This is a genomic window from Serratia inhibens (assembly GCF_003591175.1).
GTDB lineage: Bacteria > Pseudomonadota > Gammaproteobacteria > Enterobacterales > Enterobacteriaceae > Serratia > Serratia inhibens.
The window spans coordinates 193724-209368 of sequence record NZ_QYYG01000008.1; the positions used below are offsets into that span (position 1 = coordinate 193724).

General features: G+C 49.9%; 10 protein-coding genes. 4 read left to right on the forward strand and 6 right to left on the reverse strand.

What is annotated here, in order from left to right:
- The first annotated feature begins 45 nt into the window (after positions 1 to 45).
- Positions 46 to 693: a hypothetical protein gene (locus D4100_RS20955; protein WP_119805175.1), complete on the forward strand. Its 648-nt coding sequence runs from the start codon at positions 46 to 48 to the stop codon at positions 691 to 693.
- Positions 694 to 961: 268 nt separating this feature from the next.
- Here D4100_RS20955 and D4100_RS20960 read toward each other — a convergent pair whose 3' ends face one another.
- From D4100_RS20960 to D4100_RS20975, 4 genes are all read right to left on the reverse strand, one after another.
- Positions 962 to 2587: a cholesterol oxidase substrate-binding domain-containing protein gene (locus D4100_RS20960; RefSeq protein WP_065506757.1), complete on the reverse strand. Its 1626-nt coding sequence runs from the start codon at positions 2585 to 2587 to the stop codon at positions 962 to 964.
- A gap of 130 nt (positions 2588 to 2717) precedes the next feature.
- On the reverse strand, positions 2718 to 3566 hold the full coding sequence (locus tag D4100_RS20965) for a helix-turn-helix transcriptional regulator (RefSeq protein WP_147417761.1): 849 nt from the start codon (positions 3564 to 3566) through the stop codon (positions 2718 to 2720).
- A gap of 550 nt (positions 3567 to 4116) precedes the next feature.
- The gene (locus tag D4100_RS20970; protein ID WP_119805193.1) at positions 4117 to 6231 is read right to left on the reverse strand and encodes a peptidase domain-containing ABC transporter; all 2115 of its coding nucleotides are present in this window, start codon (positions 6229 to 6231) and stop codon (positions 4117 to 4119) included.
- Positions 6215 to 7516 (reverse strand): HlyD family secretion protein, encoded by a 1302-nt coding sequence (locus tag D4100_RS20975; RefSeq protein WP_065506759.1) that lies wholly within the window; start codon positions 7514 to 7516, stop codon positions 6215 to 6217. Before D4100_RS20975 ends, D4100_RS20970 begins: the two co-directional genes overlap by 17 nt.
- 332 nt (positions 7517 to 7848) lie before the next feature.
- On the opposite strand from D4100_RS20975, the gene D4100_RS20980 reads away from it, so the two are divergent.
- The 3 genes from D4100_RS20980 (at position 7849) to D4100_RS20990 (ending at position 11180) form a co-directional block, all read left to right on the forward strand.
- Positions 7849 to 8148, forward strand: a complete 300-nt coding sequence (locus D4100_RS20980) for a hypothetical protein (protein ID WP_119805177.1) — start codon at positions 7849 to 7851, stop codon at positions 8146 to 8148.
- A gap of 756 nt (positions 8149 to 8904) precedes the next feature.
- Positions 8905 to 9399: a putative pterin-binding protein gene (locus D4100_RS20985; RefSeq protein WP_119805178.1), complete on the forward strand. Its 495-nt coding sequence runs from the start codon at positions 8905 to 8907 to the stop codon at positions 9397 to 9399.
- Complete coding sequence (locus tag D4100_RS20990; RefSeq protein ID WP_065506762.1) at positions 9396 to 11180, forward strand: ATP-binding response regulator; 1785 nt, start codon at positions 9396 to 9398, stop codon at positions 11178 to 11180. Before D4100_RS20985 ends, D4100_RS20990 begins: the two co-directional genes overlap by 4 nt.
- Here the strand turns inward: D4100_RS20990 and D4100_RS20995 are convergent.
- Both D4100_RS20995 and D4100_RS21000 read right to left on the reverse strand, forming a co-directional pair.
- Positions 11170 to 12021 carry a helix-turn-helix domain-containing protein gene (locus D4100_RS20995; RefSeq protein WP_119805179.1) on the reverse strand — a complete coding sequence of 284 codons (852 nt, stop codon included), beginning with the start codon at positions 12019 to 12021 and terminating at the stop codon, positions 11170 to 11172. The genes D4100_RS20990 and D4100_RS20995 overlap by 11 nt on opposite strands.
- Positions 12022 to 12496: 475 nt before the next feature.
- The gene (locus D4100_RS21000) at positions 12497 to 15595 is read right to left on the reverse strand and encodes an autotransporter outer membrane beta-barrel domain-containing protein (RefSeq protein WP_119805180.1); all 3099 of its coding nucleotides are present in this window, start codon (positions 15593 to 15595) and stop codon (positions 12497 to 12499) included.
- Positions 15596 to 15645 lie beyond the last annotated feature (50 nt).

The following is a 15645-nucleotide window of genomic DNA, read 5'->3' on the forward strand; positions in this document are numbered from 1 at the left end:
ACGCTAGTTTGCAGGCAACCGTCAAAACCTCATGGAGCCCCACACATGCGCATCGCGTTACTGCATACCTTTGAAAGCAATATTGCGCTATTTACTCAGGCCGCGGCCCGGTTCGGCTTGCCCGCAGATGCACTGGCGCACGCCGTTCGCGCCGATCTGCGCGCCGCTGCGGAAGCCGGAGCGCCAGACCTGGAACAACGGGTCTGTGCCGCACTTGAAACACTCAGCCAAACTGCCGATGTGGTGGTGCTGACCTGTTCAACGCTCTCCGGCGCCGCCAGAGCGCTCGCCGCAACCTCGCCAGTCCCGATACTCAGAGCGGACTATGTGCTGGCGCAAAGGGCATTGCAGGCAAGTGATTCGATCGTGGCCCTGTGCGCCACCGAAGCCTCGGCGCTGTATACGCAACGGTTGTTTGAAGAAGCAGGCAAGCGCGCCGGCCAAAGGGTTGAAGCCCGGGTTGTCCCGGACTGTGGCTTGCAGCTGCAACAGGGTAATACTCAAGCGGCCCTGCGGCTTACCGCACTGGCTGCCGAACAGGCCAGCCAACAAGGGGCTACCGAGGTGGTGCTGATGCATCCGTGGATGGAGGGCGCGTTAGCCACGATGGCAACCGACCGGGTTCCCCTGTCCAGCGCGCCGGTTAGCCTGTCGGCCGCCTTGAATATTCTCCGGGCCGCCTCTGCCGACTAAACCCGGCCCCCGTTCCCCTGTCAGACCGGGGTCATGCCCCGGGCTGCCTGTTTTCACTCCCTTTACCCTTCCCTCCGCCACAACCCTGTATTTCCGCCATGATTTTGTCTGTTAAATTAGCGGCGAATATGAGGTGATGCATGATAAACCCCCGACATAACTCGCATGCCGGGGGTTTATTGTTAGTGCTTTTTACAGCTGATGACACATGTCAATGTGAAATGCTTTACATAAAATGACCGGTAATTCTCACACCGCAGTCAATATATCAGTTTGACTTTTCAAACAGCATATCAAGTAACGGTGAAGAGAAAACATAGTGCGGATCATATTTAAATAATGTGTCATGCGCATGCTGCCAGCGGTCATTTTTTTCTGAGCCCGCACCAAAGCTTTTGGGCACTTCCTGACTTATGACTTGTTTATCACTCCAGGCCGAACTTTCTGTATAGCCCCAACCTTTACTCCATTCTACGCGGACAGTGGCATAGTCACCGCTGTAATGGCTGTAAATCCATTTTTCCATCTCACTATAAAATTTATTGGCGTCTGGTGTATCCGGCATGGTCAAAATATCTAGCCAAATCGCCGTATCCCAATCAGGTTTATCGTCCACGGGGGCAGTGGCGGAAAGGTCAGCTGCTACCGCATTTGCGACGACACTCTCCTGCGGTCGGTCTAAACCTGTTACGCGAATTTCAATCGGCCCGTTCATTGGGAAGGAGTTTATCTTTTGGTATTCACCTACCATGCTTTCATATTTTTCTGCAAATTCATGCAGTACCTGTTGAATATTGCTTCTCTTGGTAATGATGGCATAACCATTTGCCGTAACCCGCAAGGTTGTCGGCTTTACATACAACAGCAGATCTTTGCTCCAACCCCAAAGGTCCGTTGAAATCGTCGCGCCCAAACCAATGCTCACTACTTCCATCTGTGCCTGGCCTAATGCAGGCGTGAGTTCTGGAAAACCATTGTTGATTTTTTTTATAAGGTCGGAAATCTTAACAGGAAGATTGTCTGAGAACGGGTAATTAAAAGGCCCATTGGTGGGTTTGGAGGTTTTCGGATACTTATCTTCTAATGTCCAAATTTTTAGCCAGGGTTTTTCAGTGAAAGGGAACCAGATAATTTCAGCACGACCGCACTGATCCAGGAAGTGGCTAAAGGTCCGTTGGCTGTCGCCTTCTATAGAAAAGAGTTCTGTGGCTGGAACATTCACAAAACTCTGGCAGCGTAGGCGCCGGTTACGGGGGACTTGCAATGTAACCTCATAGATAAAAGCGCGGCCCACATGAACCAGAAATGCAGAAATCTCTGGATCGTCACGTTTAAATTCGCGAAGTTCATACTGAGCGGTTTCCGAATTCCACACGACGGCCTTGAGAGCACTAATACTATTGCTAACAGAGCCGTAACTGCCAAATTCAGATAACGTTTCCCCAACGGCAGGAATGCATGTTCCGTGGCCCCCAATGGCAAGCACTCCCCCTAAAGTCAGGTCTCCTGGGGCCGGAGTGGCGTAAAGTCCTAATTTACTTTTTTCCAGCAAGGTTAATAGTTGCTGCATGGATACCCCAGTTTGGGCGGTCACATATCCGCTCTCGCCCTCTTTTTTTATTGTGACTTTCTTTATTTCCTTAGTTAAATCAATAAGCAACACATTCCCATTATTGTTTCCATTGGCAATGGTCAGTGGAGACCAATTGTGTTTCATCCCTACTGGTCTGGCACAGTAATCATTTTCATATGCCCAATTGATAGCAGACAGCAGCTCTTGTTCATTCTTTGGTGCGCAGGTAAGGATATGACTCCCTGATATTTCTTTCGACCAGTTTGTGATGTCACTATAATAACTACCAAGTGGGAAATCTTTTAAGTTGCTATTTTCCATAATAAAACCTCGCATGAGTAAATTAATTAACACCGAAACTGGAGTGCGGTTAAAAAACAATTGTCAATCGTCTTGAATAATGCTAAAAATAACCACGTAGATAATAATCAGAAATTAAGTTACAGTGTGTTTAATCATGATTATCAGCATCACTCTCGATAGAGATTAAAATTCCAATATCAAATTCATTAGTAGAAGACGAACTTTCGCGATATAGTTCGATGATGAAACTGCTGTTTACCTTGGCTCCTATTCTTGGCAAGTGTAATTCATATAGATTCTTAGAAAAATCATAAAACTCGCATAGAGTTCCATAGAAAGAGATCAACAGATAATCACCATACGGAAAAGAAAAATCAGCTACCCTACTAAAGCATTCAATAGCTGTCTCCGTTAATTTTTGTGCAAGTGGGTTATGTTGACCTGTCTTTCTATATAACCGTTCAAAGGGTATGAGTTCACGCCTCCTTGATTTTTTCCTTCTTAGTCTTTCTTTATCTAATGATTGGCATAAGCAGAACACATGCTCATTAACAGCATCAGAGTCATGCGGAAGTGATATGTATTCGTATGTTAAGGCGTAGTTTTCTAAAAATGGCGGTAATAGCTTTGAAAAATCCCATATAGGGTTCATTCTGAACTTGTGTGGACTTTCCCCGAAAAACTGTTGGAATGAACGAGCGAAGGATTGATGTGAGCTAAACCCTACCATTTCGGCGAGTTCAGATACAGTGTATTTGTATTGCTTAAGTAAAATTGCAGCTTTACTCAGTCTCCTATACCTTATATAGGATCCGACGTTCATTTCAACATATTTTTGAAACAACCTTTGAAAGTGCCATTTAGAATAACCAGATAACTCTGAAAGCTTATCCATCGAGAGATCGTTTTCAATATTCCTTTCAATAATATCAATTAGTTGCAGGACCACACTTTTCGAGCTAACCATAAGATATCCTTGTATAAATTTTAAAGCCACTCTTTCTTCCTTGATAGAATTTATACTTATCTTGTGTCGAAAAATATTCCCTATAGCATGTAAAGGCAGCACTCAATTAACTATCCAAACTCCACATTATGAAATGAACATTTAATGTATCATTAAGAGATAAATAATGGCGACTCGTATTCAAAACTTCGCCCTTGTTTCAGGCGAAGTTTTGAATGTTTCACTTATCTATTTAATTAGCAAACGGGTGGCTTCGTTTCGCATACCGGAGGCTCTGGTTTACATACTGGAGGTTTAGGAGTACAGGAGGCACCCCACAAGTTACCCCAGGCTTCGCCCAAACCGCCAATAACCGCACCGATAAGACCAAAAGTCGCACCATTCACCTGATTAACTTCTGTTGAATTTAATTCTCTCATAGTATATCTCCATTTCTGTTATAAAAAATAAAATAATAAAAACAATCATATTAGTGGGTTCAAACCCACGCCTTAGATATATATGCTGCATTTAAATTATTCAATGGCAGCATTACTGATTTCACATGAAATAAATGTGAAATTTTGACCCACTTACATTATTACCCCTCCTGTATCGATGATTTTAACGTTATAACCCTGTCTGCAGATGATATTGTTGACGGTCTATGGGCAATTATGACCCGGGTTATATTTAGTGCGGATATTGCATTGTTAATATAGGTTTCATTGTCAAGATCCAGGTGGCTCGTTGCCTCATCCATAAAAAGAATGCTTGGCCTCCGATATAATGCACGAGCAATGAGAATTCTCTGTTTTTGGCCTCCAGAAAGGCTTCCACCCAGTTCTCCTACCAGCGTTTCATACCCCATCGGCATTCTTATTATGTCGTTATGAATGTTGCAATGTTTGGTGCATTCTACGATTAAGTCTTGATCCGGTTTGGGATCAAAGCTACATATGTTTTCCGCAATTGAACCAGCAAGCAGTTTATCCTCCTGCAGTACGCAGGCTATGCATTCTCGGTAATTATTTATGCCAATGTCGCTGATATTAATGCCATTAATAAGCAAACGTCCTCCCGTGGGTTCTAACAGTCCACACATGAGTTTCATCAACGTTGTTTTTCCAACGCCGGAAGGACCTACGATAGCTACGCTTTCACCGGCAGCAATATTGAGATTAAGCCCAGGGATTACAGGGCGCGATAAACTGTCGTATTGATAATAGAGATCCCGCACTTCAAAAGTCACGGCTTCGTTAGGCGCGCAGATTTTCCGATAGGGCTTATCTTCCTCCGGTGTAGAAAGAACGATATCCGCCAGCCTTTCGTTATGAAGGTTTAACATACGTAACCGCAGTACCATATCGATAAGATTTGACGCCCGGTCTGAAAATTGGCCGCGATAAGCATTGAATGCAACAAACATCCCAAGCGTCATCTGGTTATCTATAACCAATGAAGCACCTAACCATAAAATGATGATTTGGTCGCATGCGGTTAAAAATGCGTTTACTCCACCAAACATCATATCCAATTTGGTCACCCTGATATTGGCGTTTGTAGTATCAATGTTCAGATTCAGCCAGAACTGCGAACGTGTGCCCCCCAATCCCAAAGATTTCAGCGTCGCAATGCTGTACAGAGTTTCCATAAAATGTGAACTGGCTTTGGCTGCCTTGACGAGTTGTTCTTCTGAAGCCTGACGATAGTATCGATAGGTAGAAAGCCGCAGTAGTATATAGAGCAAGGTAAAACCAGTGACAACCCAAACAAGCCAGCCACCGTACATAAACATCATGATGAAAACACCAATAGACATGATGCCATCAATAATACTGGAAACGACACTTGTAGTGAATGTCGTACGGAGCGCATCTAATGAACCAAAACGGGATTGAATATCACCAAGCTTGCGCTTTTCAAAATAAGCGAGGGGTAATCTCATTAAATGATCAAAAAGCCCTGCCTTCCACTGTATGTCGATGAGCGCTCCCATAACGATCGAGATCCATGAACGAAACATGGATACAACAGTGCGAAATATGATAAAAAACAGCAGACCAACGCAAATGAGTACCAGTAAATTATGGTCACCGGCCTGGATAACGTGATCCATAACCAATTGCGTGCCAACCGGCATTAACAGGTTGATAGCCTCAATAACTAACGACAGGGCAAATATTTTTCCTAAGGCACTTTTAAGGCCTGTCACGTTTTTTAGCAATTTACGAAAATGCAGCCGACTTTGTTGAACGACGGGGCTAAAATCGCTGCTTGGCCAGACTTCTAAGGCAATCCCGGTAAAGTGGAGCGAGAATTCCTGCAAACCAATAACGCGTCGCCCAAAGGCCGGATCGTGTAGCGTAATTCGCCCGCCCCGAACGTTAACCAACACCACAAAATGATTCATGTCCCAATGCAAGATGCAGGGGGTCTTCACCTGTCGTATCTCATCCAAACTCAAGGAGAGGGCTCGCGTTTTTAAGTTTAGGTTTTCAGCGATAGTGATCAGCGATCCCAGGGTCGCCCCTCGGGAAGAAATATCATGTTTTTGGCGCAAGGCAAAAAGGTCGATATGCATACCGTAATAGCCGCATACCATAGCCAAACTGGCCAAGCCACACTCAGCAGCCTCGGTTTGTAATATCTGAGGTACATTGCGTTTAATGGCTAGGTTCAGTTTGCTAACAATTTTTTCATAAGTTTTGTTCACGAATTGGCCCCGACACACTATTTTTCATGTCATAAAAAGGTGCAAACATCCATTGATATATTGGCCTTTTCTCCAGGAAAAGCGTTGCTTGCGCTTTCATTCCACTGGAAAGATTTAATTCCTTTCCTTGATAACCAAATCGCGTATTATCGATAGCAACTAACACTTTATAATATGACTCAACAACTTCACCATTTTGGCGCATGGGTGAGCTGCCGTAGCTGGACATTTCTTGGTTAGATACCGGAACATATGCCACGTTATCTATCACCCCTGGAAATTGACCAAATTTTTCAAACGGAAATGCATCATAACGAATATTAATGTTATCGCCGCTGTTGACATAGGGAACACTGCTATTTGGCAACCACAGAACCAGATAGTATATGGCATGGTCGCTGGGGATTAATTGCGTCAAGCTATCCCCGACATTGACCATTTGACCCGGCGTAACGCTTAACGATTCTACCCTTCCGTTAGTGGGTGCATTGACAATCAGCGATCCGCTCGCATCAGCTTCGGAAAGTTGGCGCAGGAGATCATTTTTTTGAAATTGATATTGTGATATTTGATTATCAAAGTCCGATGCTCTTGTTACGAGATCGCTACTCAGGTTTGTGATTTGCAATGCTTCCTGAATACTTTGGCTATAAAGGCTTTGGAATGTGTTTTGCTGCTGATAATAAAGATAAACCTGGTTGTTAAGTTGATCTTTGTTAATCAACCCCTTATTACGGTATTCGTTATAGTTTTTCATCGTTTCGCGCATGAAATTAACGCCATTACGTGAATTTTCAACCATTTTTTTTGACTGATCATGCGATAGTTTATATTGTTCTATCTGTGCCCTTAGGTTATCCGAGGTGGTCTTTTTATTTTGCTCTAGTTTAGAGATGATGCTGTCGACCTGAGCTAACTGGTTTTCAATAGCTTGGCGAGTATTCGCGCTAACGGTACCAGAATCTGTGGCTCTGCTGACATCAATTTGATAAAGGTGTTGCCCTTTTTTTACCTGTTCTCCAACGTTGACGAAGCGTTGCGCTATGAACCCTTGCTGGGTAGCGAATATACTTACCGTCCTTGGGAGAGTAGTAACCTCACCACCAACGCTAATGCGCCGGGTATAAGTTCCATATGTGACGAAAATGACTAACACCGCGATAAATGACAGTGAAATAACCGCAGTAGCCCAAGCCGGCAACCCTGCAATTAACAGCGCCTTACCTGCCCACTTAGAGCGATTATGTGAGACAGCCTCTCTCCTGAATAGATCATCTTGCTCCATAGCCAACCTTGCTTATTCACTTACATCCTGTGAGAACACCTTAATATCTTTATTTAGATAGAGTCAAAAAAAATTTCATAATTCATGATTTATTCGATTTAAAAATTCGCAACCCAATGAAATTAAATAAAAATATCATAAAATATAAGATTCTTTCCTAAAGAACCATAAAACCAATCATTAAGTGCGATTCCCAAAAATATGCGACAACTCCTATTGGAGATTATCTATACCTTATAGTATCAAGGAAATGCTGGCAGTGCTGAAACACTGAGAAAACAAGCGTAATTGAAGTTACGCAAATTTAATCAAATCAAAAGGAACTTAATTTTATGAAAGAGCTAACCGCTGGTGAAGTTGAGATTGTATCTGGGGCTGGTCTTATTTCAGGTGCTGTAGGTTTTGTCGGGGATGTTGTTATCGATACAGTAAAACTTAGCAATGATGTCCTTAATACCAGAACGATCTCTTCGGTTGGGCAGGTATTTAATGCCGTAGGGCTTGGCAGCATCCACAATGCAGCCGACTCAATAGGGTATGCCGCTTTTAAAACGGTTGCAGGCGTCGGTTCGCTGCTGGGTGGCGATGCTAGCCGCATCGAGTACCACTATGAGAACGAGTGGGGAGCTTGATCTCTTCCCTCATGCTGCTGAGTATAAATTAAGCAAAAATCACCCCTTCGAGGGGTGGTTTTTATTTTGGCAGTCGGCAGATGAAAGCGTTGCTGACATTAACGCCAAGCGAGTCCATCAGATCATGTATCAGCATGATCGCGGGCCTGCCGTGCCGGCATCAAACGGCGCATCGGGGTAAAGTCAGGGTAAAAAAACCATCGCCAGTGGTGATACCCATGGCAAAAACTATTTTGGAGATGGGCAGGGCCATCGTATCGTACCAGACAAGCTCATTTCGTTTTAAAAGCCTCTGCACAATTTTTAGAGGTAACTATGATGAGGTCATTAATTTATTATTCTATTGGGATTAGATTACTTAATACTGCCGATGTGGATGGACTCATGTCACTGTCGCATCGAGCGGACAACATCAATGGGAATACATTAGTTTTAGAAAAGGCCCAGGATATCGCCTATTGGCACCTTGAAGAGGATAGAAATACGGAAACCTGTTACCTTCTTGCCGTAGGTAATATTGACACCGAGTTGCCTTACCGCATATGAAGCCATTCGCACTGGCAGTCTGTTGTATGAGAACCTCGTCTTGACGGTGCGAGAAGACAGTTGCGGCGCCCGTTCCCCTCTCAGACCGGGGTCATGCTATTCTCACTTCCTTTACACTTCCCTCCGGCACAACCCCGTATTTTCTGCCATGATTTTGCCTGTTAAATTAGCAGGCCTTATGCGGACTTCCGCTACTTCTGGAGAGCACCGATGCTGTTCACTTTTTTTAAAAACGCCGCGTGGGCATTTTTTGCGCTGGTCATCGTTCAATCCAGCGCGCTAAGTTTCACCCTGGAAGTGACGGGCAATATCGAAAATGCCACCGACCCGGCAAAGAAAAGCTATCTGTTTACCGATAAGCAACTGTTGGCGATGCCGGTGCACAGCATCACCACCTCAACCTCCTGGACGCCGCAAAGAAAGTTCGAAGGGGTGGCCGTGGCGGATGTTTTGGCACTTGCGGGGGCCAAAGGCAACACGCTGACATTTTATGCGCTGAACGATTATTACATCGACGTGCCGCTGTCCGATGTCGAGAAATACAATATAATTTTGGCCTACAAGATGGACGGCGAAATGCTGAAGATCAGAAACTTCGGACCGCTGTTTTTGGTTTATCCAAGGGATGCCGCAGGGCCTGAGTTAAACTCCCCACTCTACAACTCGCGCTTTATCTGGCAAGTGGACAGGATTGTAATTAAATGAAGCTTAAAGGATTGAAAAGCGGCAGCAGGTTGGCGATCCCAGCGATTTTTGCCGCGCTTTTTTTGGTTGCCTCTACGGTAACGCTGTATTACTACAGCGCCACCCTGTCAAAGAAAGGGCTGTATGCCATTGCCGGTACTCAGGAAAATTACTCCTGGTCGATCGCCAAATTCTCCATCAAGCTGGCCGAATTTGAAACCCTGGTCGAACAACAGAAAAACGCGCCGCGGGTGGATAGCGAAGATCTCAGGCTTAAATTTGAAATCCTTTACTCACGCTTTTACGTGCTGGAAACGGTATCCGAATCCACGCAGCCGCTGTATGCCGAGCCGGGTTACCCTGAAGTGGTCACCCAAATGCGCCGGCAAATGGATCGGATCGACACTTTGCTGAATAGCCCGGCGATTGACTTCCCCCTCATTTCTCGGGCCATGAAGCAAATCAAGCCCTACTCGATTGAGATGGCCAACCTGACCGATCACGCCGAAGTGAAGCAACGTACCGTCGCCTATGAAGACTATATCGAAAAGCGACACATCATTTTTTATGGCCTGGTGATCGTCATGTTCTCGGTGATCGCGCTGATTGCCATCACCCTGATTGTGTTGCGCCAGCAGCGCCTGACCATCCGGCAGCAGGCCAAAGCCATTGAGGCGGAGAAAGCCACGCGCAGCAAAAATGCCTTTCTCGGGGCCATCGGCCACGAGTTGCGTACCTCGCTGCAAAGCATCATGTCCGCCATTGACGTGTTGGTGAATACTAAAGTGTCGGCCGAACATGCGGACACCTTCCAGCGGCTGGAAACCGCCGCGCAGCAGGTTGAGAGCCAGATGAAGGACCTGACCGATTATGCCCATCTGGACAGCGGCATGATGGAACTGCGCATAGTGCCGTTCGACGCCCAACGGTTGATCGAGGAAACGGCGAACGAAATCACCAAGCTGAGCCAGAAAGATCGGGTTACGCTGCTGTGCGAAGTTGAGTGCGGCCACCAGCAAATACATTCCGATCCGCTGCGGATCAGGCAGATTATCGTCAACCTGCTGACCAACGCCTATAAATACACCGAAAACGGCACCATCACGCTGCACAGTTGCCTGCGGCGGCAACCTACCGGCAGTTCGCTGATTATCGAGGTCACCGACACCGGCATCGGTATCGAAAAAGAGATGCTCGACCAGATATTCAGGCCTTTTACCCAGCTTGATCAGTCGCACACTCGGCAGTATGGCGGCGTCGGCATGGGGTTGGCGATTGTGCATGGGCTGGTGACGCTGCTCAACGGCACCATTACCGTTTACAGCGAACTCAAAAAAGGCAGCACCTTTATCGTCAGCATCCCTGTCGAGATCGGCGATGAAGAGGAATCGGCCGCAACGCCGCCGCAGCACCACGGCCTGGCGCAGAAGCAGCAGCATATTCTGGTGGTGGATGACAATAAGTCGGTAAGCGACGCCTTTGCGGCGCTGTTGGACAAGCTGGGTTACCGGCACGAGCTGTGCAACTCGCCTGAACGGGCGCTGCAAAAGTTGTTCCGGCGCCCTTACGACGCGCTGTTGCTGGATCTGCAAATGCCCGGCATCGATGGCGCCGCGCTGGCCAAACAGCTGCGCAGCCGCCGCGGCCCCAACCGCCAGGTGCCGATTATCGGCATCAGCGCCTACCCCCCGGAACAACTGTCTGCCGAACAGCGGGCGCTGTTCGATAACTATTTAATGAAGCCGGTGCGGTTGGACGCGCTGTCCACCGCGTTGGCTTCGCTGTTCACCGCTAAAGATTAAAGCACCGCAACAAGGCGGCTTCGATGACGTGAAGCCGCACCGGCTTTTCATAGGGGCCGAGCACGTCATAGTCACGCATCGCCTTGGCGATTTCCGACTCGCGCTGATCGGTGCCCAACTGGCCGGTCAGCACCAGCACCGGCGCATCCGGGTTGTCGGAGCTGCGGATGGCTTCAATGCATTTATCCGCCGTTTCCTCGCCGATCAACCAGTCGACCACATAACCGTCGAACAGGCTTTGTTGCAGCGCCTGGCAAAAACTGCCGACGTCATAGAATGCCACCGCCGTGAAACCGCGGCCATCGAGGTATTTTGCCAGCTCATCCGCCGCCTGGTGCGAATCATCCAGCACCGCAATGCTCAAACGTTCATCATCGGTATGGCTTGGGCGGATCTCGATCAATTCAACCCAAAAGCGTTTCCCCAACGGCGCATCGTCCGCACGATAAATATGCCATTGTTGGTCCGGCTTCAGTGCCACGAACTCCGCCTGTCGCCCAGCCGGCAGTTCATCGCCGATATGACCGACACAGGCAATTTCCGCACCCGCCACAAAAAAGATGGCATCCTGCGCCATAGTTTGCGCCGTTGCCTCCTGTTCGACGCCCATGTCCGCGATAGCCGCCGGCGTTTCGCCCAACGCAGCAGCTACGCTGTTGATCTGTTCCAGCGTCCAGGGGCTTTGCCCTTTCAGTTTTCGATGCGCATGTGAAAAACTCAGATCCAGAATGCGGCTAAGCTCTTTTGCATGCTGCCGCTTACCAATGCCGTAATGCAAAAACAGTTCCCTGACCCGGTTTGCAATCGACAACGAATCGAATTTGTGGTGATTGTTATCCATTTTTCCCTTCGATTTTTCTGCTTATTTATCAATTATTTTAATTATTAATTATGAAGAAGTACCGACAAAACATTGCATCTCATGCAATCTTAATTTAAAAACGTTGCTTGACATACCATGTTCTATGGTCAAACATGGTATCAAAAGACACATACAGCAATACACTATAAAAAATAATACTAGAACCACTTTTAATAATAACCATAATAACACCAGGGAAAATTAGTTCCGATTGCCGCTGCTGAAGGATGCATGCATTCACTCAGTTGGTAAGCAAGCCGGGATTTGAGCCGTAGCGCTAATCTGTTTTACCCACTTTTGAACCGGGATCCGCAAGGGTCCCGGTTTTTTATTGCCGTTTTTTCGCCAAACTGCGCGAGGCATCATACGGACAGCTTCCCTTGCCGTCACTGTTACCCGGCCCCAATAAAAACGGGGCCAGCAAGCTGACCCCGTATCTTTCAGGCGAAGATCGTTAAAAACGCCAGGTAAAGCCGGCGTTGACGCTGTTGTCCTGATGGTTTTGCGACAGCAGGCCGCCGTAACCCAACGACAGCGTGGCGTTTTTGTTCACCGCCACTTCCGCGCTGGCCTTCAGCACCGCGCCGTCACGCGATGCCGACACGCTGTTCACCACGAACGGCGAACTGCCGCCGTTGAAGCGCAGCCCGGTGCCGCGATCCAGATCGCCGTACTGATGCTGCCAGCCCAGTTCACTGCGCAGCGCTACCGACGTCGTTTTGCTCGCCTGCCACTCGGTATCGGCACGCAGCCCCAGCGTCGAAACGGTGGCGTCGGTGTGCTGTTTGTCGCCATGCAGCGCCGCCGCCCCGCCGTCTTCAGCGATGCCGTTGTTCTGGAAGTTGATGTACGCCAGGTTGGCGAACGGCTCCAGGTTCACCCAGCCGGCCTTCACGCTGTAACCCGCTTCGGCGAATACCTGCTCGGTGCGCGCACTGTACTTCGCGGTTTCGCGATCCGACTGCATGCCATAGTTGACCGAGCGCGAGGTATCGATGCGGTGCCAGGTATAGGCGCCGCCGGCGCGCAGCGCCAGCTCACCGAACTGTTTGCCGCCGTACACCGCCAGGTGGTAGTTGTCGCTGTCGGCATTCGAGCCATAACCGCCGTCGAGTGAGGTGCGGGTGTAACCGGTCGCGACCCCTAACCGCCAGTCTTCAGCCAGCGCCGAGTCCAGCCCCAGCAGCACGCCGTAGGTCGAGGCCTGATAGCCGGTGGCGTTGGTATCCCCCGACGCATGGTCCCAGGCGCCCAGCAGCTGCGCCCAGGCACCGCCGTCGTCGGACTTGATGTCCGGTGAGGTCGCCAGCCCTTCCGCCTGCCGCAGGCGGCCGTTGAGCGCCTCACGCAGGTAGCGGCTGTCGTTGACCTGCGCCGACGCGATGTCCGCGTGGATCTGCCCGGACAGCTGACGGAACGCCTGCCGCGCTTCCCCCGCCGAACCGGCGTTGAGGATGCTCTCGTACACCGGGTTGCCCGCCGCCAGCGCATCCGCCGCCACCGCCACCGCACGCTCGTTCTGCGTTTTCGCCACGCTGGCGAAGCGGGTGTCGTTGCGGCCGACGTTCAGCGTCACCTGATTAGGCTGATAGCTCAGCCCGGTGCCCAGGAACAGATAATTCGGTGCCACAGAATCAAACTGCCCGCTGACGCCCTGATCCGCCGTCAGAATGCTGTACTGCTGGCCGAGCAGGCTGCGCACTTCGCTCTGCGATAACAGGTTAGGGCTGTTCTCCAACGAGACCGCCACCTCGCCGCCAGCGATCGTCGCCGATCCACCGCTGTGGATCCGATCGCTCTGGCCGTTTGCCGCCACTTCCACCGCATAGCGCGAACCCGGTTCGAAACTGACGTTGTTGGCCACGCTGAGCGTGCCGATCGAGTTGCCCGGCGCCACGGTGCCGCCACGGCGGGCGGTCAGCGAACCGACGCTGCCGGCGCCACCCAGAATACCGGCGTTCTGCACCGTCACCGCCGAGGTGACCGAACCGTTGATCGCCAGCAGACCCTCGTTAACCAGCGTCGGGCCGGCATAGGTGTTGACGCCGGTCAGCAGCAGCGCGCCCGCCCCCTCTTTGGTCAGGCCGCCGTGGCCGGAAATGTTATTTGAGTACACTTCCCACCCACAGTGGAAGTCATCACAAATGCGCGCATGCAACGTGCCTTGCTCGACCTCTGCCCCCAGACCTGGAATATTGGCGACAAATTGCGATGAACCGTAAGCCACGCCGGCCGGATCGGGAATACGGAACTCCTGCGGGATATCTTCAAGGGTATAGAACATCCCCGGCCCGTTAATCGCTTTGCCCAGGTTGATCATTCCCCAGCCGTACAGCGCATCGATACCCGGCGCGCCCATGTCGGTGGCGGTGGTTTTCAGCACGTCGGCAATTTGCGCCGACGTCATGTACGGGAAGCGCTGCAGCAATACGGCGACCGCGCCGGTCACGTGCGGCGTCGCCATCGAGGTGCCGTTTTTATTGCCGTAGTCCGAGACCAGTTGATTCGGATCTGAACCGTTAGCCACGGTGCTGTAAATTTTACTTCCCGGCGACGAGACGCAGAAACTGGCGGTATAACCGCAGCGCGAAGAGAAGCTGCTGAGAGTGTAAGGCACGCTATTGGTGGAAGCGGCATCTTGCGCGACGCTGGCAACCGACAGCCAGTTGGGCGCAATATCCGGCACAAAATAGGCCAGACCGCTGATCACATCCGGTTGGTTGTAGTTACCGTCGTTGCCGGCGGCAAACAGCACCAGAATGTTTTTACGGGCGGCGTCGATCGCCCCCTGATACCCGGCACCGGCCAGGCTGCCGAGCAGCGGTTTAACCTGATCAAACTGTTCTTGCGCGTCTTGTAACTCAAAATGCAGGGCGTCGGGATTTTTGCCATTGTCCGAGAGAAAATCGGGAATACTGACGCCCCAACTGTTGTTGATCACCCGTACGCCGTTGTTGATCATCGCCTGCCAACCTGCGTTGGTCACGCTGCCGTCCAGCCCGAGGAACTCGCCGTAAGCCGGGCCGTCATTGTCGTTGTCCACGCTGATGACCTGAGAATCAAAGGCAACGCCGTGCATGCCGGTGCCGTCACGGTTGGCGGCAGTGATACCCGCCACATGGACCCCGTGATTACTCAACAGGCCTTGCGAGCCGCTGTAAAAATGGAAGGTCCCGTCGAAGTAAAAACGATCGCCGGCATTAATCCCCGGTCGATGCGGATCGGTATAGGCGCGATAACCTTCGGTCACCACGTTGGTCAGCTTGCCGTCGCCGGCAAATTCAGGATGCTTGTTCACCGGAGTATCGAGGATCCCCACTTTTTGCCCTTTGCCGGTATAGCCCGCCGCATAGGCCTCATCGGCATGGATCGCCCCCAGCCCCCAGTTGGCATTGAATTCATCGCTGCGCCAGCTGGCCGGATCGCCGAGGTTGCCGCCCACGTCATGCGGGGCCGCCTGCGCCCCTCCCGCCGCCAGCATTGCGCACAGCAAGGCATTCAGTTTCCAGGCTGGCGCCAGTGCCGGTTTATTATTTCCTGCAGATTGCTTCATTCCCTTATCCTTTTTGTTTTGCGTAAAACCGCCCTAGGTGGGGCGGCTGT